The 21,473-nt window shown below is 72.7% G+C and carries 22 protein-coding genes; 12 read left to right on the top strand and 10 right to left on the bottom strand.

Annotation, left to right across the window (positions count from 1 at the left end; translation table 11 throughout):
- Positions 1–114: 114 nt before the first annotated feature.
- Positions 115–561: a nitroreductase family deazaflavin-dependent oxidoreductase gene (locus ACWC9R_RS31910; RefSeq protein ID WP_450736746.1), complete on the top strand. Its 447-nt coding sequence runs from the start codon at positions 115–117 to the stop codon at positions 559–561.
- Between the two features lie 16 nt (positions 562–577).
- On the opposite strand, the gene ACWC9R_RS31905 is transcribed toward ACWC9R_RS31910, so the two are convergent.
- From ACWC9R_RS31905 to ACWC9R_RS31895, 3 genes are all read right to left on the bottom strand, one after another.
- The gene (locus tag ACWC9R_RS31905; RefSeq protein WP_450736744.1) at positions 578–2,551 is read right to left on the bottom strand and encodes an ABC transporter permease; all 1,974 of its coding nucleotides are present in this window, start codon (positions 2,549–2,551) and stop codon (positions 578–580) included.
- 89 nt (positions 2,552–2,640) lie between these two features.
- On the bottom strand, positions 2,641–3,438 hold the full coding sequence (gene modA / locus ACWC9R_RS31900) for a molybdate ABC transporter substrate-binding protein (protein WP_450736742.1): 798 nt from the start codon (positions 3,436–3,438) through the stop codon (positions 2,641–2,643).
- Positions 3,439–3,588: 150 nt separating this feature from the next.
- The gene (locus ACWC9R_RS31895) at positions 3,589–3,984 is read right to left on the bottom strand and encodes a TOBE domain-containing protein (protein ID WP_388194014.1); all 396 of its coding nucleotides are present in this window, start codon (positions 3,982–3,984) and stop codon (positions 3,589–3,591) included.
- A gap of 318 nt (positions 3,985–4,302) precedes the next feature.
- Here ACWC9R_RS31895 and ACWC9R_RS31890 point away from each other — a divergent pair, with 318 nt between their 5' ends.
- Positions 4,303–4,722 carry a TOBE domain-containing protein gene (locus ACWC9R_RS31890; RefSeq protein WP_450736740.1) on the top strand — a complete coding sequence of 140 codons (420 nt, stop codon included), beginning with the start codon at positions 4,303–4,305 and terminating at the stop codon, positions 4,720–4,722.
- A 34-nt stretch (positions 4,723–4,756) separates the two neighbouring features.
- Here ACWC9R_RS31890 and ACWC9R_RS31885 read toward each other — a convergent pair whose 3' ends face one another.
- Positions 4,757–5,299 carry a molybdopterin-dependent oxidoreductase gene (locus ACWC9R_RS31885; protein WP_450736738.1) on the bottom strand — a complete coding sequence of 181 codons (543 nt, stop codon included), beginning with the start codon at positions 5,297–5,299 and terminating at the stop codon, positions 4,757–4,759.
- Positions 5,300–5,632: 333 nt separating this feature from the next.
- On the opposite strand from ACWC9R_RS31885, the gene ACWC9R_RS31880 reads away from it, so the two are divergent.
- Positions 5,633–6,487 (top strand): PucR family transcriptional regulator, encoded by an 855-nt coding sequence (locus ACWC9R_RS31880; RefSeq protein ID WP_450736737.1) that lies wholly within the window; start codon positions 5,633–5,635, stop codon positions 6,485–6,487.
- Between the two features lie 49 nt (positions 6,488–6,536).
- On the opposite strand, the gene ACWC9R_RS31875 is transcribed toward ACWC9R_RS31880, so the two are convergent.
- The gene (locus ACWC9R_RS31875; RefSeq protein WP_362612555.1) at positions 6,537–6,944 is read right to left on the bottom strand and encodes a TOBE domain-containing protein; all 408 of its coding nucleotides are present in this window, start codon (positions 6,942–6,944) and stop codon (positions 6,537–6,539) included.
- A gap of 776 nt (positions 6,945–7,720) precedes the next feature.
- Here ACWC9R_RS31875 and ACWC9R_RS31870 point away from each other — a divergent pair.
- From ACWC9R_RS31870 to ACWC9R_RS31850, 5 genes are read left to right on the top strand one after another with little or no spacing between them, the layout of a single operon-like run.
- Complete coding sequence (locus ACWC9R_RS31870) at positions 7,721–7,906, top strand: hypothetical protein (protein WP_018091704.1); 186 nt, start codon at positions 7,721–7,723, stop codon at positions 7,904–7,906.
- A gap of 17 nt (positions 7,907–7,923) precedes the next feature.
- A complete protein-coding gene (locus ACWC9R_RS31865; protein WP_450736735.1) occupies positions 7,924–8,625 on the top strand; it encodes a hypothetical protein in 702 nt (233 codons plus the stop codon).
- On the top strand, positions 8,622–9,605 hold the full coding sequence (locus tag ACWC9R_RS31860; RefSeq protein ID WP_450736733.1) for a DUF6895 family protein: 984 nt from the start codon (positions 8,622–8,624) through the stop codon (positions 9,603–9,605). Before ACWC9R_RS31865 ends, ACWC9R_RS31860 begins: the two co-directional genes overlap by 4 nt.
- The gene (locus ACWC9R_RS31855) at positions 9,602–10,525 is read left to right on the top strand and encodes a DUF6895 family protein (protein ID WP_450736732.1); all 924 of its coding nucleotides are present in this window, start codon (positions 9,602–9,604) and stop codon (positions 10,523–10,525) included. Before ACWC9R_RS31860 ends, ACWC9R_RS31855 begins: the two co-directional genes overlap by 4 nt.
- Positions 10,522–11,562, top strand: a complete 1,041-nt coding sequence (locus tag ACWC9R_RS31850; protein ID WP_450736731.1) for a serine hydrolase domain-containing protein — start codon at positions 10,522–10,524, stop codon at positions 11,560–11,562. Before ACWC9R_RS31855 ends, ACWC9R_RS31850 begins: the two co-directional genes overlap by 4 nt.
- A gap of 19 nt (positions 11,563–11,581) precedes the next feature.
- Here the strand turns inward: ACWC9R_RS31850 and ACWC9R_RS31845 are convergent, their stop codons facing one another.
- The 4 genes from ACWC9R_RS31845 to ACWC9R_RS31830 form a co-directional block, all read right to left on the bottom strand.
- On the bottom strand, positions 11,582–13,615 hold the full coding sequence (locus tag ACWC9R_RS31845; RefSeq protein WP_450736730.1) for an ATP-binding protein: 2,034 nt from the start codon (positions 13,613–13,615) through the stop codon (positions 11,582–11,584).
- Positions 13,616–13,714: 99 nt separating this feature from the next.
- Positions 13,715–15,541, bottom strand: coding sequence for an alkyl/aryl-sulfatase (locus tag ACWC9R_RS31840; RefSeq protein ID WP_450736728.1), 1,827 nt, complete (start codon positions 15,539–15,541; stop codon positions 13,715–13,717).
- An 826-nt stretch (positions 15,542–16,367) separates the two neighbouring features.
- Complete coding sequence (locus ACWC9R_RS31835) at positions 16,368–16,808, bottom strand: SPW repeat protein (RefSeq protein WP_450736726.1); 441 nt, start codon at positions 16,806–16,808, stop codon at positions 16,368–16,370.
- A 134-nt stretch (positions 16,809–16,942) separates the two neighbouring features.
- The gene (locus tag ACWC9R_RS31830; RefSeq protein ID WP_450736725.1) at positions 16,943–17,521 is read right to left on the bottom strand and encodes a histidine phosphatase family protein; all 579 of its coding nucleotides are present in this window, start codon (positions 17,519–17,521) and stop codon (positions 16,943–16,945) included.
- A 307-nt stretch (positions 17,522–17,828) separates the two neighbouring features.
- Here ACWC9R_RS31830 and ACWC9R_RS31825 point away from each other — a divergent pair, with 307 nt between their 5' ends.
- Positions 17,829–18,047, top strand: coding sequence for a CbtB domain-containing protein (locus ACWC9R_RS31825; RefSeq protein WP_085923396.1), 219 nt, complete (start codon positions 17,829–17,831; stop codon positions 18,045–18,047).
- Between the two features lie 15 nt (positions 18,048–18,062).
- Positions 18,063–18,815, top strand: coding sequence for a CbtA family protein (locus tag ACWC9R_RS31820; protein ID WP_450736723.1), 753 nt, complete (start codon positions 18,063–18,065; stop codon positions 18,813–18,815).
- 87 nt (positions 18,816–18,902) lie between these two features.
- On the opposite strand, the gene ribA is transcribed toward ACWC9R_RS31820, so the two are convergent.
- Positions 18,903–19,586: a GTP cyclohydrolase II gene (gene ribA / locus ACWC9R_RS31815; RefSeq protein WP_450736763.1), complete on the bottom strand. Its 684-nt coding sequence runs from the start codon at positions 19,584–19,586 to the stop codon at positions 18,903–18,905.
- 139 nt (positions 19,587–19,725) lie between these two features.
- Here ribA and ACWC9R_RS31810 point away from each other — a divergent pair, with 139 nt between their 5' ends.
- Both ACWC9R_RS31810 and ACWC9R_RS31805 read left to right on the top strand, forming a co-directional pair.
- Entirely contained in the window at positions 19,726–20,481 is a 756-nt protein-coding gene (locus ACWC9R_RS31810; protein WP_450736721.1) for a creatininase family protein, read from the top strand.
- Positions 20,474–21,349, top strand: coding sequence for a RibD family protein (locus tag ACWC9R_RS31805; protein WP_450736719.1), 876 nt, complete (start codon positions 20,474–20,476; stop codon positions 21,347–21,349). The genes ACWC9R_RS31810 and ACWC9R_RS31805 overlap by 8 nt, the downstream gene beginning before the upstream one ends.
- The last annotated feature ends 124 nt before the right edge of the window (positions 21,350–21,473 follow it).

The raw sequence follows: 21,473 nt of genomic DNA, 5'->3' as shown, positions 1-21,473 counted from the left end.
AGCCCGGAAGATTGCGGCCGCCGCGGTTGTTGAGCGAAGGTCAGGGCGTTGCCGGGCGGCCCCACCGCGGGCCGCGGGCGAGCTCACGTTGTCTACGGAGATGGGACGGACCACATGCCTCTTCAGGGTGAGTACGAGCCGAGCCCGGCACAGTGGGTGCGCGATCAGGTCGAGCTGTACGAGTCCTCCGGCGGGACGGACGGCACCACCATGCGCGGGATGCCGGTCGTCATCCTCACCACCCGGGGCGCCAGGAGCGGCAAGATCCGCAAGAGCCCGCTGATGCGGGTGGAGCACGACGGGGTGTATGCGGTGGTGGCGTCCATGGGCGGCGCACCCCGGCACCCGGTCTGGTACCACAACGTCGTGGCCGACCCCCGGGTGGAGCTCCAGGACGGACCGCGGCACCGGGACATGACCGCCCGTGAGGTCACCGGGGCGGAGAAGGCCCTGTGGTGGGGGCGTGCCGTCGAGGCGTTCCCCGATTACGACGCGTACCAGAAGAAGACGGAGCGCCAGATCCCGGTGTTCGTACTGGAACCGGCGGCCACGGAGCACTGATCCGGCCGGCCGGCGCTCAGAGCGCGACGAGGGAGACCTCGGTGGCCTTGACGCTGGTCCATACGGACACCCCGTCGGCCAGGCCGAGTTCCAGTGCCGCCGAGGGGGTGATTTCGGCCACCAGATCGGGCGCCTCGGGCGAGGTGATGAGGACCCGCAGCCGGCTGCCCGCCGAGGTGATCTCGCGGACGGTGCCCGGCCAGACGTTACGGGGGCTGCCCGTGGGCCGGTCGAGGTGGACGGACACCGCCTCGGGAGCGATGATCGCCAGCGCCGGGGCGCCCTCGGGGAGCGGGTCGGCGGTCACCAGCCGGCCGCCGCCGGTGAGCGCGAGGGCCTCGCCGGTGGCGGTGCCCGGCCAGGCGTTCCGGCCGAGCATCCGGGCGACCCAGGGCGAGCGCGGGTGCCGGGTGACCTCGGCGGGCGGTGCGTCCTGAAGGGCGAGACCGCCGTCGAGGACGAGGACCCGGTCGGCGAGCGAGACCGCCTCGACGGGGTCGTGGGTGACGATCAGACAGACCCCGCCGTAGTCCGCGAGATGGCCGCGCAGGGTGTGCCGTACCTGGGCGCGGGTGGTCTGGTCGAGCGCGGCGAGCGGCTCGTCGAGCAGCAGCAGGCGGGGCCGGGCGGCCAACGCCCGTGCCAGGGCGACACGTTGGGCCTGTCCGCCGGAGAGCTGGGCGGGTTTGCGGTGCGCGAATTGGCCCACCCCGAGCCGGTTGAGCCACTGCTGTGCCGTACGGCGGGCCTCGGCGCGCGGGGCGCCGTGCGCGCGCAGCCCGTACGCGGTGTTGTTCAGGGCGGTGAGATGCGGGAAGAGCGCGCCGTCCTGGGGGACCCAGGCGACGCCGCGGCGGTGCGGGGGCAGCGCGGTGACGTCGGTGTCGCCGAGGCGGAGCACGGCGCGGGCGCGCGGGGTGAGGCCGAGCAGGGCGCGCAGCAGGGTGGTCTTGCCGGCGCCGTTGGGGCCGACGACGGCGATGGTGGTGCCCGGATCGGCGTCCAGTGTCAGCCGGTTGAATCCGGAGACCTCGGCGCGCAGCGGCCAGTGCTCCCGGTGCGCCGCGGACGGCGGGGCGGGCTCCTCGGTGCCCGCGGCGGGCGGGTCCGGGGTGGCGGGGTCATCGGTGGCGCGTGCGGTGCGGGCCGCGCGGTCGGCGGTGGCGCCGGTCCAGCGGCCGCGCAGACAGATCAGCACGGCCATGGCGATGACGAGCAGCAGCAGCGAGACCGAGGTGGCGGCCTCCGGGGAGTCCTGGAGCAGCAGATAGACCTGGAGCGGCAGGGTCTGGGTGGTGCCGGGCAGATTACCGGCGAAGGTGATCGTGGCGCCGAATTCGCCGAGCGCACGGGCCCAGGTCAGCGCGGCGCCGGCGGCGAGACCGGGGGCGGCCATGGGAAGGGTGACGGTGCGGAAGACCCGTACGGGAGAGGCGCCGAGGGAGGCCGCGGTCTCCTCGTAACGGGGGCGCAGTCCGGCGAGCGTGCCCTCCAGGCTGATCACGAGGAACGGCATCGCGACGAAGGTGGCCGCGACCACCGCGCCGGAGGTGTGGAACGGCAGCACGACGCCGAAGGTCTCCTCCAGCCAGGGGCCGAGCAGTCCCCGCCGGCCGAAGCCGAGCAGCAGCGCGACACCGCCGACGGTCGGCGGCAGCACCATCGGCAGCAGTACCAGCGAGCGGACCAGCGCCTTGCCGCGGAAGTCGACCCGTGCCAGCAGCCAGGCCAGGGGCACGCCCAGCAGCAGCGCGAGCCCCAGAGCCGAGAAGGACACCAGCAGGGAAAGCCGGAGCGCTTCGAGGACACCCGGGCTGGTCAAGTGGGTGCCGAGGTCACCCCAGTTGGTGCGGGCGAGGATGCCGAGGAGCGGCAGCAGCAGAAAGGCGACGGCGACCAGCGCGGGCACGGCCAGCACGACGGGCGTGCGGGCGCCGGGCGTGCGGAATCTGCCTGCCGGGAGCGGCGCGAGGGTGCGGAGGTCTTTCATCGGGTTCCTCGGCTCGGGGCGGGCCGGGCGGTGCGCGCGGGGCCGTCCGCTCCGCCGAGCCGGACGGTCCCCGTGCGCGCCGTACCGGATTACGGCTTCTGGAAGCCTGCCCGCTGCAGGAGCTGCTGCGCCGCGGGCTCGCTCAGCCACTTCACGAACGCGGCGGCGGCAGCGGAGTGCTGGGACATCTTCAGGGTCGCGGCCGGGTAGGAGGCGACGGCGTTCTGCGCGTCGGGGATGTCGACGGCGTCGACCTTCTTCGGTGCGGTGGCGGCGTCCGTCTTGTAGACGAGCCCGGCGTCGGCCTCGCCGAGTTCGACCTTGCTGAGCACCGCGCGCACATTGGGCTCCTGGGAGACCGGCTTCACGGTCAGCTTCTGCGCGTCGAGGACCTGCTTGCTGTAGCGGCCGACCGGCACCTGGGAGGCGGCGAGGACGACCTTCAGCTTGCTGTCGGTGAGGTCCCTGAGGTTGTCGATCTTCTTGGGGTTGCCCTCACCGGTGACGATGACCAGGCGGTTCTTGGCGATGACGGTGGACTTGCCGACGTCCGGCCCGATGCCGTCCATGGTCTTGGTGTCGGCGGTGACCACGGCGTCGGCCGGGGCACCCTCCCGCACCTGGGCGGCCAGTTCCTGGGACCCGGCGAAGGAGAAGTGCACCTTGGTGCCGGGGTGTTCCCGCTCGTACACCGCACCGGCCTTCTTGAAGACGTCGGTCAGCGAGGACGCGGCGAGCACGGTGAGGTCCGCCTTGGGGGCGGCGCCGCCGGACTTCTCGGCGCCCTGGTCCTTCTCGTCGTTGCCGCCGCAGGCGGCGAGCGGGACGAGCAGGGCGACGGTGACGAGCGCGGCGGCGGTACGGCGCGCGGTGACGAGCTGGGACATGAGGCGGGACTCCTTGGAACCCGGGACGACGGGTGTCGTCCGAGTGGATGGGAAAAGCCGCGCCGTGGACGGGCGACGCCGCTGAGGGAAGGCAGCCGGCCGGTGGGGGACGGTCGTTGCGGATCGGCTGGTGGTGCTGCCGCGCAGGGGTCAGGTGCGGTCGATGTGCACGCTGGTGGACTTCACGCGGGCGGTGGCCTGCATGCCGACCTCCAGGCCGAGTTCCTCCACCGCTTCCCGGGTCAGCAGGGAGACCAGGCGGTGCGGACCGGCCTGGATCTCGACCTGGGCGGCGACATCGCCGAGCGTGACGGCGGTGACGATGCCCGGGAAGGCGTTGCGCGCGGAGGTGTACGAGGCGTCATCCTCACCCGTGCCGCTCTGCGCCACCTCGATGGAGAAGGCGGCCAGATCACGGCCGTCGATGAGGCGGCGGCCACCGTCGTCGCGATGGGTCGCGACCTTGCCGGCGTCCGCCCAGCGGCGCGCGGTGTCGGGACTGACCCCCAGCAGCCGCGCCGCCTGGCCGATCGTATAGGACTGCATGTGCCACAAGATAGGCAACATTGGCTCGCATCTGCAATTGACAGGGCGAAGTCCTATAGCAAATGCCAGGCGGCCTGGAGGAAGACACGAAGTCCGGGTGGCCGGCCCGGAGCCGCTGGTGACGGAGTCACCCGCCCTGCGCCATCTGCCCCGCGCATCCCGCTCCACTCCGCCCCGCGCGCACGGAACTCCCACGGCCGCCCGCAAGGCCTCCCGGACGACCACGCGAACCCTGACTAGAGTGCGGACCACAGCGGGAGATATGCGACATCCCCCGCCCCCCTCCTCGCGTTTCCCCTCCCCCGGTGAGGCACGTCCATGAACCTGAGCATCCGTAACCGGATTCCCGGCACCGTCACCTCCGTCACCCCCGGCGAGGTCATGGCGACCGTCAAGGTCCGGCTGGCCGGCGGCCAGGAGATCACCGCCGCGATCACCCGGGAGGCGGTACGGGAGCTGGGTATCGAGGCGGGGTCCGCGGTGCACACGCTGGTCAAGTCCACCGAAGTGGCGCTCGCCACCGGCACGGTCGAGGGCCTCAGCATCCGCAACCGACTCCCCGGCACGGTCACCGAGGTGGCCACCGGCGGCGCGATGGCGGGCGTCAAGGTGGCCGTCGCGGGCGGTGAGCTGACCGCGGCGATCACCCGGGAGGCGGTCGGGGACCTGGGCCTGGCGGCCGGTTCCGAGGTCACCGCACTGATCAAGTCCACCGAGATCGCCCTCGCCGCCTCCTGAGGCCCGCGCCCTCCGCCCCTGGACCCACGGCGGATCAGAACCGGTCCACCGCATCGGCCGGGACCAGCTCGGGCAGGGCACAGGTCCCGAACCAGATGCCGGTCAGGGCACTGACGTAGCGCGCACCGCAGCGGTCGGAGGGCACCACCAGCTGGCTGCCCGCCTCGTCGAGCGCGCGCCCGTCCATGGCCGTGGCCAGCAGGACCGGCGCATCGCCGAAGTCCGCGTCCAGCTCCGCCCAGGACAGCACCGCGTGATGCCCGTCCGCGCCCGTGACGGCCAGCAGATAGCGGGAGCGGTCCTTGCGCCGCCGGGCGTCGAAGGCGGGGCCCGCCGCATCGATGACCTCGCGCAGCAGCGGCCCCTCGAAGGTGTGGTGCTGCGGCCCGTTCGTGGCGCAGTCGAAGACCACCTCGGCCCGCTGCCGCGGCCACCGCTCCCGCAGGTCCGCGACGGTCAGCGCGAGCGGACGGCGCAGCTGACCACGGATCAGAAAGCGCCGGTGGACACGGGGGACGGCGCTCCCGGAAGCCGGGCGTACGGCGGTGCTGCGGGGCGGTGGGCCGGGCCGGCTCATCCGAGACCTCCTTGAGGCGATCCACGCGAGGACTGCGTCCGCATGATGCCCGACGGGCCCGCCCCCGAACCACGGATACCACCCTTGCATGCTCTCTTGCCTCGCTGGTGTGAGCGCAGAGACGCCATGAGGGCAGCATCTCGGGAACGGCGAGGGGCAGCGGGGAGGGGGCCGCGCTTGTCGGAATCGTCCCGGCCGGGGCGCGGGATCTGGTCGATCAACCAAGAGGACTATGGTCCTGATCATCTGGCATTTACCATGTGGACACTCGCATTAGCCTGGTGAATGTGAGATGCCGGGTCCGTGTCCGGCAGCCGCCCAAGGAGCCCGCACATGCACGTCCACGAACTCCTCCCGCCCGACAGGCTCCGGACCGGTAACAACGGACCGCCGGAGCGCGTCGGCGCGCCACGGCCGGACACCGACGGACGGCCGGAGGGCGAGCGGGCAGCCGACGCGTTGGTGGCGCTCGTCGCGTCCGGAACGGCCGGGGGCGCGGCGCTCCAAGAAGCGCTGCGCGCCTGCGGGCTGCCCGTCTCCGGTCCGTACCGGGTGGTGGTCGCCACGACGGTCGGCGAGGAACCGGGCCCGGCGGAGAGTGCGCCGGTGACGGCGCTGCGCCCCACCACCGGTGAGCCGTCCGTGGCCGGGCGGCTCCCGGGTGGTGAGGCGGTCGCCCTCGTCCGTACGGACCCGGACGCCGAGCGGCAGCGGTCATCCGCCGAGCTGTGGCCCACGCTCTCCGCCCCCTGTCAGCAGACACTGCTGCACGCCGGGATCAGCGCCCCGGTGCGCGCCCCGGAAGACCTCAACTCCGCGCTGCGCCAGGCGCGTTACGCGCTGGCGGCGGCCCGCGCCACGTCCCCGGACGGGGCCCGGGTGACTGCCGTCGAGGACCTCAGCACCCTGGGTGCGCTGCTCGCCGGGGTTCCCGCGGAGGTCCGTACGGCCTTCAGCAGCCGCGTGCTGGGGCCGCTGGCGCACGGCGGCGGCTCGCACCGGATGCTCGTGGAGACGCTGGAGGCCTTCCTCGCGCATCACGGGTCCTGGGCGCGGACGGCCGCGGCGCTGAAGCTGCACGTGAACTCGGTGCACTACCGCATCCAGCGCATCGAGTCGCTCACCGGCCGCGACCTGTCCCGGCTCGAACACAAGCTGGACCTGCAGGCGGCGCTGCTCTGCCGCTGAGCGGCGCACCGTGGTACCGGGCCGGCCCGGGCGGCGTCCGGTCGGCGGCTCAGCGCCCGTCGTCCGGCAGGTCGATGTGCACATGGGTGGACTTCACCCGGGCGGTCGCGGTCATCCCGACCTCGATGCCCAGTTCCTCGACCGCCTCCCGGCTGACGACGGAGACCACCCGGTGCGGTCCGGACTGGATCTCGACCTGGGCGATCACCTCGTCGAGGGTCACCCGGGTGACGATCCCCGCGAACGCGTTCCGTACGGAGGTCAGCACCTCCCCCGGCACCGGATGCAGGCCCGCGGCGCGCTCCTTGGCGAAGGCCGCCAGGCTCACCCCGTCGAGCACACGGTTTCCCGCGCCGTCCCGCTCCATCCGCAGCTGACCGCCATCGGCCCAGCGGCGGACCGTCTCCGAACTCACACCCAGCAGCCCCGCTGCCTGACCAATGCTGTACGTCGGCACCCCCGCACTCTAGGGCAGCGGCCGACGCGCTCCGGTACCGCCCGCGCCCCGTACCGGTCCTCACCCCGGGCCCGTACCCGTCAGCGAACCCGGCGCCCGCGCAGACCGGGTGTCCAGCGTGGGCCACCTCGCCCCACGGGGCGACCGGCCCGACCGCCAGGAACGCCGGCGCCTCGCTGACGACGCCGAGCCCGACGACGTACCACCACTGGCCGTCGAACATCTCCGGGCCGGCCGGGGCCGTCGCGTCGTGTTCCAGCAGCGGGGCGTTGAAGTTGACGGCCGCGAGGCGCCAGACGCACGAGGGCAGTGGGTCCGCCCCGCGCGCTCTCAACCTCGCCGCCGCCCGGGGCCGTCCGCATCCCTCGTGCGGCGCGACCGGGTCACCCGTGCGGGGGAGGCGGCGCCGCACCACACCGGGGAGAACGTCGGATGCCGGGCGGCGGGCGTGGAATGACAGGCGGGAGGGCGGGCGCGGTAAGGGCTCCCCGGCCGCTTCCAGGGGGCCGTCCGTGTCGGGCGGATGCATCCGAACAGAGCAGTCCGATCCGCCATCAGCGGGCCTTCCTCACCCTTGGCGCCCTCGCCCGATACGCCCGGCTGCCGCGTTCGAGGTATCGCCATCTCGTCGGTCATGCACGGGAGTTGAGGGGCGGCAAGCCCGCTGAACGCCCATCACACCAACCCGAAAGACTACGATTTGCGCCTTTTCTCCCCTTGCGCCCGAATTATGCCGATGTGAATCTGGTATCCCATTCGTAGAAGGAGTTGATCGCATGGTTACGGATCGCACAGCGCCGGTCGAGACGGCTGCCCTGGCCGCCGAGGTCGAGGGACTGCTTGAGCCCGCCGAGGCCGACGGTGTTTTCCGCGATACGCGTGAGTGCGGAGGTGCGCTGCTGCTGGCCGCGCTGCTTCTGATCTCGCCCCCCACCCCCCGGCCCAAGACTGACGTCCGCTGAGGCTGAAGGGGAAAGCGTTGGCTGAACAGACGCAGGGAGCAGTCCCGCTGAGCGCTGTGATCGCCGATGCCGCAACCGGGGTCGCCCTCGCCCTGCGGGGTGAGGGCGACCCTTATGCGTTGTCCGGCGTTCTGCGGCAGAGTGACGCACTGACCCCGGCCGCCGTCCGGGTACTCGGTGCCGACGCACTCGCGCCGTACGCGATGGAGCGCCTCGGCGCTCCCGTCGGGGCGGACGACGAAGCGGTGGTCCGGCAGGCGCTCGCGGCCTATCCGCCGGGAGCGGACGCCTCGGAGGTCTCGGTGTGGAGCTACCGGGGCCTGGTCGAGGCCTCGCACGCGTTTCTGCCCGGAGGCGCACAGCACTGGCCGCCGCCTCCCGAGGCCGCCGCCGGCTGGGTCGATCACGACCCCTGGCCCAGGCTCTCTCATCGGGTGTCCCAGCTCGCCGCGCTCGCACTGCCCGGGCTGGCGCCCGGTCTCACCGAGCAGCTGGCCACCCGCACCGACGATCTGGCGCGCGGCTTCGTCCGGGCGGTGCGCCGCCGGGACTGGCTGCAGGCGGCTGGTCTGGGCCGCTGGCTGGCCCGGCTGCCCGAGGTCCCGCAGACCCTGGGGCTCGACAGCGGGCTGGCGTTCGTCCGCCAGATGGGTGGCGGTGATCCACGGGTGACGCTGCATGTCGCCGCCGCCCAGCGCTTCTACGGACGGGGTTGGTGACCGTCGGCCGGGGCGACCCCGGGCTGTTGGACCGGATGGTCCGCGACAGCCTGGGGTGGCTGGACGAGGCGCGTCCCTTCTTCCGGCTGCCCCCGAACGTGACCACGGACGCCGATCCCAATCTGACCCTGAAACCCCTCGGTGAGCTGGCCGAACTGACCCAGCTGATCGGGACGCTGCACCCGCGGGACGACATCCGGCAGACGGCCCGCGGTCTTTTCGCGTTCGCCTGGAACGAGACCCGTGACGGGGAGCTGTTCGCCGAGCTGATCCGCGGGGAGCCGTTCGCCACCTATCCGGTGGAGCTCTACGGCGTCTTCGCCCAGGCCGGGCTGCGCCATCCGGAGGCCGATGCGCTGGTCGGGCTGATGACACGGCTGCGCGGCTGGCGGGTGGCCCGCGAGGACCACACCCGGACGCTCGGGGTGCTCAACGCGGAGCGGCGGACCGGGCTGCGCCGGCACGCCGACTTCGGTGCCGTGCTCGCGCTGACCGGGCTCGGCCGGCTGCCGGAGCCCTGGGCGCTGGACCGCAAGGCGGCGTACGGCATCACCCATGACGTCTTCCACCTCACCGACTGGGGGCGCAACCGGCAGCGGCTCGCCCCCGAACTCGCCGACTACCTGCGGCTGTGGGTCCCCTCCTGGCTGGAGAACTGGCTGGAGGAACAACTGTGGGACCTGGTGGGCGAGTTGCTGGCCGTGACGGCCTGTCTGCCCGCGGCTCCCTACGATGCGACGGCCTGGCAGCGGCTGGCCGGCGCCCAGGCCGCCGACGGCAGCGTGCCCGAGATCGGCGCGGCACCGTCCACCGGCGACCGGGCCGAGGCGTTCACGGCCTGCTACCACTCCACCCTGGTGACCGCGTTCGCCGCCACCCTCGCCCGTATCGCCTCCGACGAGGCCGAGGCCGGTGTCCCGGCCGGGAACGCGGCGGGGGCGGCCGGGCGGACGCCCTGCGAAAGCGAGACTGCCCCGTGACCGTGACGGCCGCATCCCCCGCCCTGCTGCACGGCGTCGGCGACCGGGCCCTGACCTGGCTCGACGACCACCGTGAGCACTTCCGGCTGACCCCCGAGGACTTCGCCGGCAACAGCAAGGTCGTCGAACGGCTCAAGCCCATCGGGGAGCTGGCGCTCAACATGCATGTGCTGTTCCGGGAGGGCGTGGCCGGCTCCCGGCAGAAGGAGCGGGCCGGGAAGCTGCTGGACTTCGCCTGGCGGGAGCTGCTGGACGGCGGGAACGTCCTGGCCCGGCTGCAGCACGACGAGCCGCTCTCCCCGGTGCCGCTGGAGGTCTATGCGACCTTCCACGAACTGGGCCACCGTCACCCGGGGCTGGAGTCCGCGCTGGAGGTGTGCCGGCACACCACCACCTGGACGGCGCTGGAGATGATGCCCAACCGGCGGCTCGGGGTGCTCAACGCGGAACGCAAGCTCGGCCTGCCGCCCAGCAGCGACTTCGACCAGGCGGTGGCGCGCACCTGGCTGGGGCAGCTGCCCGAGCCGTGGACGGTGCAGCTGCACATCGCCTACGACCTCACCCACACCGTCTTCCACCTCACCAACTGGGGCGAGCACCCCGAGCACGTCCCGACGGCCATCGCCGAGTACCTGACGCGGTATCTGCCCGCCTGGACGGAGGACTGGGCGGATCTCGAACACTGGGACCTGCTCGGGGAACTCCTCGTCGTCGACGCCTGTCTGCCGCGCCCGGCCCTGGACGCGGAGATGTGGGAGCGGTACGCGGCCGCGCAGTCGTCCACCGGGGCGATGCCCATCCAGCGCCGGATGCCGGAGGGCGACCCGGCGCGGGTCTTCGACCTGGTCCACCACCCCACCCTGGTCGCCGCGTTCGCCTCCGCGATGGCCACCTCCCGGGCCCTGTCCGCCGTCGGATGAGCCCCGACCGCCCCGGCCCCGCGCTCGCCGACCGTCTCGCGGACGCGGTCACCCTGATCGACGCCCCGGACATCGTGCTGGCCGTCACCCGGAACGGCCGGCGGACCGTGATGACCGGCGGTTCGGCCATGGCGCCGCCCACCCCCCGTCATGCGCTGCGCTACGAACTGGGGTCGCTGTCCAAGACCTTCACCGTGCTGCTGCTCGCCGAGCTGGCCCGGTCCGGGGTGCTGTCCCTGGACGATCCGCTCACCGCCCGTCTGCCGGAGCTGCCGCTGCCGCATCCGGCCTCCCGCCGGATCACCCTGCGGCATCTGGCCACCCACACCTCCGGGCTGCCGCGCATCCCCACCGATCTCATCGTGGGCGCGCTGGTCCACCCGTACGCCAACGGCTATGCCGGCTACGACACGGAGCGTCTGCTGCGCACCTTCGCGCGGACCCGGCCGCGGCACGAGCCGGGCACCCACTGGCGCTACTCCAACTTCGGGCTGGCCCTGCTCGGCCCGGCCGTGTCCGGTGCCGCGGGCGCCGGCTATCCTGCCCTGCTCACCGAGCGGGTGCTCAAGCCCCTCGCCCTCACCGACACGACCCTGGGGCCCGGCACCACCGGCACCGACGCCATCGGGCACCGGACGAACGGGGTGACGCCGGTGCGCAGCGCCGACATGGGAGCGTTCATCGCCGCCGGGTCGGTCCGCGCCACCCCGGGTGATCTGCTCACCTACCTTGAGGCACACCTCTCCCCCGACGACACACCGCTGGCCGGGCCACTGCGTGACGTCCAGGTGCCGCTGCTGCGCCGCGGCTGGCGGAAGCGCGACACCCATACCCTGACGTGGTATCAGCACCCCGCCGCGCGCGGGCCGCTGCTCTTCCATGTCGGGGCGACCTTCGGCCAGCAGGCGTTCCTCGGCTACCACCCGGCGTCGCACACCGGGCTGGTGGCGCTGGCCACCCGGCGCGGCCGCAGCTGCAACATGATCACCACGGCCTACGAGCTGCTGTACACGCTGGCGGGCGACCCCTCACCCTGAGCCGGGGAGGGGCCGCCGCTCACAGGTCGCCCGCCAGAATCCGGGCGAGCGAGGTCCCGGGGCGTTCCTCGCTGGCCCGGCGGAAGTGTTCCGCGTAGGCCGCGTCGCCGATCGCCGCGCGGGCCCGCTGCTCGCACTCCTCGCGGACCGCGCGCAGTTCCGGGGTGCCGCGCTGCGGATGGCCGACGGTGCGCCAGAGGGCCTGGCCGCTGCCGTAGACGCGGGCCGCCGCGGCACCGTCGCCCTGGGCGGCGACCGCGGCCGCGAGCAGGTCCAGGCCGAGCGCGATCCCGAACTTGTCGCCGATGCCCTGCTTGGCCGCGAGCATCGCGCGGGCGTGGTCGGCGGACTCCTCGGGGCGGCCCTGGAAGAGAGAGATCAGGGAGAGCTGGTAGTCGGTGTAGGAGCGGGTCCAGTATTCGCCGCGCTCCACACAGCCGCGGCGCAGCGCGGTCGCCGCCTCCCGGGCCCGGCCCAGCTCCCCCAGGCCGGTGAGCGCGAAGATCTGGACGAGCTGGCAGCGCAGCCGTCCGGGCGAGTCGAAGGGGTCGTACGGCGGTGGGCCCAGCACCTGTTCGGCGACGGTGCGCGCGGACATCGGGCGGCCGGCGATCAGATGGGTGAGGCCGATGAGGTAGCCGGCCGCCAGCACCGCCTCCGCGTCCTCGGACCCCCGTGCCGCGCGGGCGCACTCCCCGCCGAGGGCGTCGGCCAGTGCCAGATCGCCCTGGAGCAGGACGGCGACGCCGAGCGCCCACAGTGCCCGGGTGCGGGCCGGGCTCGGGCTGGTGTGGGCGGCGAGGGCGCGGGCCACGTAGTTGCGGGCCTCGTGCAGATGGCCGCAGCAGCTCCAGAAGAGGCCGATCGAGGCGCTGAGTTCCTGGGCCCGTTCCGGGGCGGTGACCAGGAGGTGGTCGAGCGCGGTGCACAGGTCGACATGGGCGTCGGCGACCCGGCGGTACCAGCTGACCTGTTCGGGGCCCAGCCAGCCCAGCTCGGCGCGGCGGCCGAAGTCGGCGAAGTGCGCGGCGTGCCGGTCGGCGAGGGCGGTCACCTCGTTGAGTTCGGCCAGCCACATCCGGCCGTACTCACGCAGGGTGTCGAGCATGCGGAAGCGGGTGCCCTCGCGGGTGAGCACCGACTTGGCGGCCAGTGCGGCCAGTGTGCTGCGCACCCGTGGCGGGGTGAGCGGTCCCCCGGCGCACACGGCGCCGGCGGACTCCTCGTCGAAGGTGCCGCGGAAGACGGACAGCCGGGCCCACAGCAGCCGTTCCAGCGGTGCGCACAGCTCGTGGCTCCAGCCGATGGCGCAGCGCAGCGTCCGGTGCCGGGGCAGCCGTACCGGTCCGTCGGCGGGTTCGAGGGTGTCCAGCCGGGAGGTGAGCCGCTCGGCGATCCGCTCGACGGAGCTGTGCGCCAGCTGGGCGCCGGCCAGTTCCAGGGCCAGCGGGATGCCTTCGAGGCGGCGGCAGATGACGGCGGCGGCGTGTGCGTTGAGCGGGGTGGTGAGCCGCAGGCCGGGGGCCGCGGTGCCGGCCCGCTGGGTGAACAGGGCCAGTGCGTCGTTGGCGCCGGTGTACGGCAGCGGGCCGATCTCGGTGGTCCACTCGCCGACGATGTCCAGCGGCTGCCGGCTGGTGACCAGCACGGTCACGGCGGGGGCCGCGGTCAGCAGATCTCCGAGGAGGTCGCGGCAGGCGTCCACGAGGTGTTCGCAGGAGTCCAGCACCAGCAGCAGCCGTTTGTCGGCGAGCCATTCGCAGAGCGCTGCCACCGGGGTCCGCGCCGTGTGGTCGGCCAGGCCGACGGCGTCGCAGACGCTCGCCACCAGCAGTCCGTCCCCCTGGAGGGGCCACAGATCGGCCCAGCAGACGCCGTCGGGAAACCGGGCCGCCGCCGCCCGCGCGGCCCGCATCGCGATCCGGGTCTTGCCCACGCCGCCGGGGCCGGTCAGCGTGATCAGCCGGTGTTCCGTCAACTCGTCGTCGATCCGCCGCAGTTCGGCCTGCCGGCCGACGAAGCTGGTCGACTCCTCGGGAATGTTGCTCGCCACCGGGCCAGTTTGCCCCAGCCGGGGCGTCCGGCGGCCCGGTGAGAGGCAGCGGGCCGGGGCGCGAGGTTGACGTCCGCCGGCCGGGCGGCGGGTGCGCGGTCAGGGCGTGACGACGGGGAAGGTGGGGTGCGGCGTGCCGAGCAGGCCCAGGAGCTGGTGGAGTGCGCCCGACTCACCGTTCTGTACGGCGTCCCCCGGCCCCTGGCCGGTGAGCAGGCCGAGGAGCTGGGGCTTGGTCAGGGTGAGGGTGAGGTCCGGGGTGCGTTCCCCTGACGGTGCGGGGACGCCGGGCGCGCTGACGTGGGTGAGGGCCCCGTGGGAGAGCGTCAGCTGCCAGGTGCGGTCCTCGTCGGGGAGGTAGAGGTCGAGGGTGAGCGCGGTCGACCAGGCCCGGGGGCCGTCGACGCGGAGGGCGAGCGAGTCGAGGAGCTGGTCGACGGTCAGCGCCCCCGCGAGGTCGGGGTGCAGGGTGTCCGGCGTCGCCTCGGCGAGGCTGCCGCGCAGTTCCATGGCGCCGGTGAGGTAGACGTTGCGCCAGGTGGCGTTCTCGGCGCCGTGGCCCAGCTGTTCGTAGACGAGGGCCAGTTCGCGGCGGGCGCGGAGGTTGTGCGGGGCGGCGAACACGGCGTGGTTGAGGAGGGTGGCGGCGAACCGCGGATCGCCGTCGGCGGCGTACCGCTTGCCCTCGTCCACGGTCGCCTCGACGCCGCCCAGGATGTCGACATAGCGACGGGCCTGCTCGGCCGGCGGATGCTCCCACAGATGGGCGGGGTTGCCGTCGAACCAGCCCAGGTAACGCTGGTAGACCGCTTTGACGTTGTCGCTGAGCGAGCCGTAGTAGCCGTGGTGGGCCCAGATGCGTTCCAGGTCCGGGGGCAGCCGCAGCTCCTCGGCGATCTCGGCGCCGGTGAGCCCCTCGTTGAGCAGCCGGACGGTCTGGTCGTGCAGGTAGGCGTACAGATCGCGCTGGTTGGCCAGCAGGGTACGGACGCGGTCCCGGCCCCAGGTCGGCCAGTGGTGGGAGGCGAAGGCCACCTCGGTCTCGTCGCCGAAGAGGGCGAGTGCCTCGCCCAGGTGACGGGACCAGGCACGGGCGTCGCGGACGGCGCCGCCGCGCAGTGTCAGGATGCCGTGCAGGGTGTGGGTGGCGTTCTCGGCGAGGCAGAGGGCCTGGTGCGCCGGGAAGCAGAAGTTCATCTCCGCGGGTGCCTCGGTGCCGGGAGTGAGCTGGAAGACGAGGCGGACGCCGTCGACGATCTCCTCCTGGCCGGTGCGGGTGATGTCGACGGTCGGCGGGATGAGGCTCGTGGTGCCGGTGGAGCGGGCGGCGCCCAGACCGCAGCCGATCTGGCCGTCGGGCCCCTTGGGCAGCTCCGACCCGTACATGTAGACAGCCCGCCGGGCCAGCGCCGTACGGGCGTGCACCCCGTCGCCGACCGCGTGCGCCAGGAAGCCGGCCGGGGCGAGCACCGGTACGGGGTGGTGGCCGGACGGCAGCACCCCGCGTCCCCCGCCGAAGTGCGCGCGGTGCGAGTGGGTGTAGATCAGGCCGGTGACGGGCCGGTCGCCGCGGTACTTGCGGTAGAGCTCCAGGGCCGCGGCGGCGGTCTCTGTGGAGAGCAGCGGGTCGATGACGACGACGCCGTGGTCGCCCTCGACCAGCGTCATATGGGAGAGGTCCAGACCACGGGCCTGGTAGATGCCGTCGGTGACCTCGTACAGGCCGTGCCGGCTCACCAGCCGGCCCTGCCGCCAGAGGCTCTCGTTCGCGGTGTCGGGGCAGTTCCCGGCCAGGAAGCCATAGGCCTCCGCGTCCCAGATCACCCGGCCGTCGTCCGCCGTGACCTGGGGCGGGTCGAGCGCGGCGATGAAGCCACGGTCGGCGTCGGCGAAGTCTTCGTGATCATCCACGGGTACAGCGGTCACGGGGCGCTACCTCTCCGGGGCGGCGGGCCACAGTCGGAAAGACCCATGTCACCGATTATCCCAATTCACCGGGTTGCCGCATGCGTGCGGGTTCCCGCCGACGGGCGCGCTGCCGCCGCGCCACACCGGGGCCGCCTCCGGGACGCCGGAGCGGTGCCGGGCGCCGAGGGAACGCGGGGAGGGCGGCTTCGTGTCCGGCACGCGGCCTCTTCCTGTCCGGCACAGGGCCGCCCCGTGTCCGGCACGATGCGGCACCTCTCTGCCGCACTCTCCGTTCCCCGCGTTACGGGCACAGCGCGGCAGGGCACAACTACGCAGGCGGCACTGCCCCTTTGACGCCTCGCTCGGAACACCCTGACCTCGCGCGATCACCGGAGCAACGCCCCTGCACCGTCGCCCTGCCTCCACGGCGCGGCCGCCCGTACGACCGGGAGAGGAGGGACGCCTCTGTCCCCGCATGACGACCGCGCCTTCGGCGAGCTCACCGAGCTGTTCCGGCACGGCGCCGCCCGCCGCCCCCGCCCCCGTCCGCCCTCAGCCCTCCCGGCCCGGCCCTTCCCGCCCCACCGCTTCGCCTGGCTGGCACCGGCCGTCGCGGCGGGCAGTCTGGCCGCCGGTGTCGCGCTGGCGCACGGCCTGCTCCTCGGGACCGGGCTGGTGCTGGCCGGGCTGCTGGGACAGCTGTCCGTGAACGGCCGCGACCGGCGCCGGTAGGGCCCACAGGGCCGAGCCGTACACGCACCACGCCCCACGCACCGCCGCCGGTCACCTGCCCCGTCAGAGGCAAGCGGCCGGCGGCTTTTTCACGCCCCCGTGGAGAGCGCGGTCAGGTGCCGCGGCGGCTCTTCGAGGCCGCGGCGACACACATGGCGCCGAGCAGGAAGGTCAGCGCACCGATGATGATGTTGTTCCAGATGACGCCGGCGTCCGGGGAGCTGCCGACGATCCACGGCGAGATGATCATCCACACGCCGATCGCGCACATCGCACCGCTCAGGCCGTACATCCGGTCGGGAGCCACGGTGAATCCGACCGCCATCAGGGCGATGGCGAGACCGAGGATGAGGTTGTGCACCATGAGCGCCGGCTGCGCGGCGAAGAAGTGGAGAATCCATGGGGAGACGGCGCAATACAGGCCGACCAGGAGCACCGGCCCGTCGACGAGGACCACATCACGCCCGCCGAGTACCCGCTCATACCGGACCTGCATCTCAGAAGCATCGGGGTGACCTGCGAGATCTCCCCTGTGGTGTGAGACGTCGGCCATGCGACTCGCCTCCTTCGTTCGCAAACCGGCCGTTTCGCGTGGCATCGGGCCGCGCATCTTTATTCTGCGCTTATGTCGCCTTTATGTGTAGATGAGAGGCGGCTGAATTTTAAAGTTCTCCCGTCGCACCGCCCTCACCTGCGGCCCAGCTCCCGCCCCAGTCCCAGATTCCAGCGCCCGCCCCGGCCGCTCAGCTCGGTCACTGTCAGCGGCGGGACGTCCAGCCGCCAGAACGCGTCCAGAGGGACCCGCAGGGCGCACACCGCCGCGGCGCGCACGACATCCGGTTCGACGACGGCCAGCACCCGGCCCGCCTCCGCCGCCGCCCGCGCCAGCCAGTCCGCGATCCGGTCGCACAGCTGCCGCAGCGACTCCCCGCCGTGCCCGGCGAAGTCCGGGTCCGCGAGCCAGGCGGACACCGCGACCGGCTCGCCACCGGCGACCTCGTCCAGCGTCCGCCCGCGCCAGTCACCCATCGCACAGCCCGCCAGCTCCCCCAGGGGCTGCGCCGACAGTCCCAGCTCCTCGGCCGTGCGGCGGCACCGGACGGAGGGCGAGGCGAAGGCCCGGCCGGCGGCCGGCAGCTCCCCGGCGTCGGCGGCGGACCGGACACGGCGCAGCCCGGCCTCGCTCAGCGGACCGTCGTCGTCGAAGCGCACCGCGCGCTGGGCGTCCCCCGCCGCCGGTGAGACCAACATCACCCGAGTTGTCATGTCCTCTTCTCTCGCTCTGCGGCGGACGGCAACCCGACATCCGCACAAGGGAGTTGTCCGGAGGGCGCGCCCTCTCCTGCGCCTTTCCGCCCCCTTCGTGGTCTTGGCCGGGGGGTCGGTTCGCGGTACCTTCCCGATGATATTGACGACGACATGACGGAAGCCGGTGAGATCCCGGCGCGGTCGCGCCACTGTATGTCCGGTTTTGACCAGCCCAGAGGGCCGGGACCGGGCGAGCCAGACCCGGCATGTTGTCACGCACTCCAACGAACAGGGACGCGAGTTCCCCCGCACAGGAGGTCCTGCCATGGCTCAGACCATCGCACCCCCGGCCGCCGGCGCCGTCACCCCGGCTCCGATCCCCCTCAAGGCCATCGCACCGTGGGCGCTGTTCGTCGGCGTCCTGATGCTGGTGCTGCTGTACTTCATCGGCGCCGAGCAGGGTGCCACCTCGCTGCTCTCGGGCACGGAGGTCCACGAGTGGGTCCACGACGGGCGCCACCTTCTCGGCTTCCCCTGCCACTGATCGGACTCCGCACCCATGAACTCCGTCACCATCAGAAATCTCCTGGTGCGCGGGATGCTCGCCGGTCTGGCCGCCGGTCTCCTGGCCCTCGTCGTCGCCTACCTGCTGGGTGAACCGAAGGTGGACGCCGCCATCGCCTTCGAGGACGCGCACAGCCACGAACACGGGATGGAGGTCGTCAGCCGCGGTGTGCAGTCCACGGCGGGGCTGGCGACCGGCGTACTGATCTACGGCGTGGCGCTCGGCGGGATCGCCGCACTGGTCTTCTGCTTCGCCCTGGGGCGGATCGGCCGGTTCGGTGCCCGCACCACGGCGGCGCTGCTCTCCGGCGCCGCGCTGCTGGTCGTCTACCTCGTGCCGTTCCTGAAGTACCCGGCCAATCCCCCGGCCGTCGGGGACCCCGACACCATCGGCACCCGCACCGCCCTGTTCTTCCTGATGATGCTGCTCGGCATCCTGCTGGCCGTCGCCGCCACGCTCCTCGGCCGCAGGCTGGCCCCGAAGCTGGGCAACTGGAACGCCACGGTCGTGGCCGGTGCCGCGTTCGTGGTCGCCATCGGCCTCGCCTACGCGTTCCTGCCGGGCTACGACAACGTGCCGGCGGGCTTCCCCGGCACGCTGCTCTGGCAGTTCCGGATGTCGGCGCTCGCCATCCAACTGGTGCTGTGGGCCGCCTTCGGGCTGGTCTTCGGCCACCTCGCGGAGCGCGTCGTACCGGCGCGGCAGGAGGAGGCCACCACGGCCGAGGCGGCGCCCGCCGTCTCCTGATCCGCCGGCCGGACAGTCACCGAGGGAGGGCCCGCGACCCCGTGTCGCGGGCCTTCCCTCGTGGTGTGCGGTGCGGGTGCCCCCGTCTCAGGTCAGACCGTGGATGCCGTCCAGGTGCGGCAGGTCGTGGTCGAGGCGCTCCCGTTTGGCGCGGAGGTAACGGATGTTCTCCGCACGGGGCGGCATCAGCAGCGGAACCTGTTCGGCGACGGCGATACCGTGCCGCAGCAGCGCCTCGCACTTGCGCGGGTTGTTCGACATCAGCCGCACCGACCGGACACCGAGGTCCTGGAGGATCTCCGCCGCGACGCCGTAGTCACGGGCATCGACCGGCAGCCCGAGCGCGATGTTCGCCTCGACCGTGTCCAGCCCGCCCTCCTGCAGCTTCATCGCCCGGAGCTTGGCCAGCAGTCCGATACCACGGCCCTCGTGGCCCTGGAGATAGACCAGAATGCCGCGCCCGGCCGCCACGATCGCGCGCAGCGCCTCGGACAATTGGTCGCCGCATTCACAGTGGGTGGACGCGAAGGCATCACCGGTCAGGCATTCCGAATGCACCCGGGTCAGCACCGGCTCCGGCACCACCACATCACCGTGGACCAGAGCCACTTGCTCGATACCGCTACGGCGGTCCAGATAGCCGACAGCGAGAAATTCGCCGTAGGTCGTGGGCAGCCTGGCCGTCACCACCTGTTCCACGCCCGGCTTTTGGCCGAGGGCATCATCGATTGCGACACGGAGGTCGGCACCGGCAGAGTCGTCGGGGTCCATCATGGCGCGATCGTACCCGGGCGGCTAAATGATCGGCAGAACTCGCTCATAATGACAACAAGTATGCTGCGACGCCGTGACAACTGATGCCGTGACAACCACGACTCCGCGAGTCGGCGACGAAAGGCCGCAGCCTCCCATGACCTCATCGGGACACCCGACCCCGGCGCCGGGACCGCTGCCGGCGGACACCACGGAGGACATACGGGCACGGCGGCCGACGCTGGCCGTGCTACCCGTCGGCAGCTTCGAACAGCACGGCGCCTTCCTGCCGTTGACCACCGACACCGTCATCGCCTGCACCATCGCCCGGGAGGTGGCGGCCGGCCGGCCGGTTCAGGTGCTGCCGCCGCTGACGGTGTCCTGTTCGCAGGAGCACGCCGACTGGCCGGGGACCGTCAGCATTTCGGCGCGCACCCTGCACGCGGTCGTCACGGACATCGCCGATTCGCTCCGCAGGTCCGGTATCGACACCCTGATTCTCGTCAACGGACACGGCGGAAATTACGTCCTGCGCAATGTCGTTCAGGAATCCGCCGGGCACGGTGTGCGGATGGCACTGTTCCCCGGATCGGCCGACTGGGACGCGGCGCGCACCCGGGCCGGGGTGGAGACGCCGTCGCACACCGATATGCATGCCGGAGAGGTCGAGACGTCCATTCTGCTGTACGCCCATCCCGAATTGGTCAAGGAAGGCTATGAATCGGCGGATTGCATCGCCGATGACCGGAAGCACCTGCTGACGCTCGGCATGTCGGCCTATACCGAATCCGGAGTCATCGGGCGGCCGTCGCGGGCGTCCGCCCGGAAGGGACGGGAATTGCTGGCCGGGCTGGCCGACGCATTCGGGGAATATGCCGCACTGTTCGACGACCGGACGGAAGCCGATGACTGAGGTACTCGACGCGGCAGCCGCCTGGGACCGGCTGCGGCGGGTCCGTACGGTGGACGACGCCCGCGCCGCCGGGATGGTGGCGGACGGGGACGGCGGACTGCGCTGGGGACGGCCCGCCACACCGGAGGCGGTGGAACTCGCCGACCGCTATCTGCCGCTCTGTCTGGCCGGCCCCCGGGTGGCGTTCGCCCAGCTCGGGCAGAGCCTGGACGGCTTCATCGCGACCCGTACCGGCGACGCCGACTATGTCACCGGCCCGGAGGACCGCTGCCATCTGCACCGGCTGCGCGCCCTGTCCGATGCGGTCCTGGTCGGGGCCGGAACGGCGGTGGCCGACGATCCGCGGCTGACCGTCCGCGCCTGTGCGGGCGACAATCCGGTGCGGGTGGTGCTCGATCCGCGGGGCCGGGTGCCGCGGGAGCACGGCGTGTTCACGGACGGCGCCGCGCCGACCCTGTGGGTGGTGGGACCTGAGGTCACCCCCACGGCACCGGGCACCGGGGTCGAGGTCCTGGCGCTGCCGGACGAGGCGGCGTTCGCCCCGGAACGCCTGCTGGCGGCGCTGGCGCGGCGCGGGCTGGGCCGGGTGCTGATCGAGGGGGGCGGGGTCACCGTGTCGCGCTTCCTGCGGGAACGGGCGCTGCACCGGCTGTATGTCACCGTCGCCCCGGTCCTGCTCGGCGACGGCATCCCCGGCCTGCGGTTTCCCGGCACATCGGTGATGCGGGAGGCGCTGCGCCCGCCGCTGCGGCGCGCCCTGCTCGGCGAGGACACCCTCTTCGAGCTCGAACTGCGGTCGGACGACGGGCCGTTGGACGGGCCCGCGGGTCAGGGTCCGTCGGGCGGGTCGGGGCCGGAGAGGACCTGAGGGCCGTCCGGCGGATCAGGCCGGGCAGCTCCTAGTGACCTGAGTCAGAGATTCGGTGGCAGTAGGCCGCGACTTTGTCGAGGATCTCGTCGGCGGTCTTGGTCCAGATGAATGGTCTGGGGTG

The sequence above is a fragment of the Streptomyces sp. NPDC001219 genome (assembly GCF_053597915.1).
Note: the sequence above shows the minus strand (reverse complement) of the source record. Positions and strands in the feature narration are given on the sequence as shown.

Excerpts from the sequence above, each read along its gene's own strand:
- ACWC9R_RS31910 (WP_450736746.1), top strand. The coding sequence starts at position 115 with ATGCCTCTTCAGGGTGAGTACGAGCCGAGCCCGGCACAGTGGGTGCGC.
- ACWC9R_RS31905 (WP_450736744.1), bottom strand. The coding sequence starts at position 2,551 with ATGAAAGACCTCCGCACCCTCGCGCCGCTCCCGGCAGGCAGATTCCGC.
- modA (WP_450736742.1), bottom strand. The coding sequence starts at position 3,438 with ATGTCCCAGCTCGTCACCGCGCGCCGTACCGCCGCCGCGCTCGTCACC.
- ACWC9R_RS31895 (WP_388194014.1), bottom strand. The coding sequence starts at position 3,984 with ATGCAGTCCTATACGATCGGCCAGGCGGCGCGGCTGCTGGGGGTCAGT.
- ACWC9R_RS31890 (WP_450736740.1), top strand. The coding sequence starts at position 4,303 with ATGAACCTGAGCATCCGTAACCGGATTCCCGGCACCGTCACCTCCGTC.
- ACWC9R_RS31885 (WP_450736738.1), bottom strand. The coding sequence starts at position 5,299 with ATGAGCCGGCCCGGCCCACCGCCCCGCAGCACCGCCGTACGCCCGGCT.
- ACWC9R_RS31880 (WP_450736737.1), top strand. The coding sequence starts at position 5,633 with ATGCACGTCCACGAACTCCTCCCGCCCGACAGGCTCCGGACCGGTAAC.
- ACWC9R_RS31870 (WP_018091704.1), top strand. The coding sequence starts at position 7,721 with ATGGTTACGGATCGCACAGCGCCGGTCGAGACGGCTGCCCTGGCCGCC.
- ACWC9R_RS31850 (WP_450736731.1), top strand. The coding sequence starts at position 10,522 with ATGAGCCCCGACCGCCCCGGCCCCGCGCTCGCCGACCGTCTCGCGGAC.
- ACWC9R_RS31835 (WP_450736726.1), bottom strand. The coding sequence starts at position 16,808 with ATGGCCGACGTCTCACACCACAGGGGAGATCTCGCAGGTCACCCCGAT.
- ACWC9R_RS31830 (WP_450736725.1), bottom strand. The coding sequence starts at position 17,521 with ATGACAACTCGGGTGATGTTGGTCTCACCGGCGGCGGGGGACGCCCAG.
- ACWC9R_RS31825 (WP_085923396.1), top strand. The coding sequence starts at position 17,829 with ATGGCTCAGACCATCGCACCCCCGGCCGCCGGCGCCGTCACCCCGGCT.
- ACWC9R_RS31820 (WP_450736723.1), top strand. The coding sequence starts at position 18,063 with ATGAACTCCGTCACCATCAGAAATCTCCTGGTGCGCGGGATGCTCGCC.
- ribA (WP_450736763.1), bottom strand. The coding sequence starts at position 19,586 with ATGGACCCCGACGACTCTGCCGGTGCCGACCTCCGTGTCGCAATCGAT.
- ACWC9R_RS31810 (WP_450736721.1), top strand. The coding sequence starts at position 19,726 with ATGACCTCATCGGGACACCCGACCCCGGCGCCGGGACCGCTGCCGGCG.
- ACWC9R_RS31805 (WP_450736719.1), top strand. The coding sequence starts at position 20,474 with ATGACTGAGGTACTCGACGCGGCAGCCGCCTGGGACCGGCTGCGGCGG.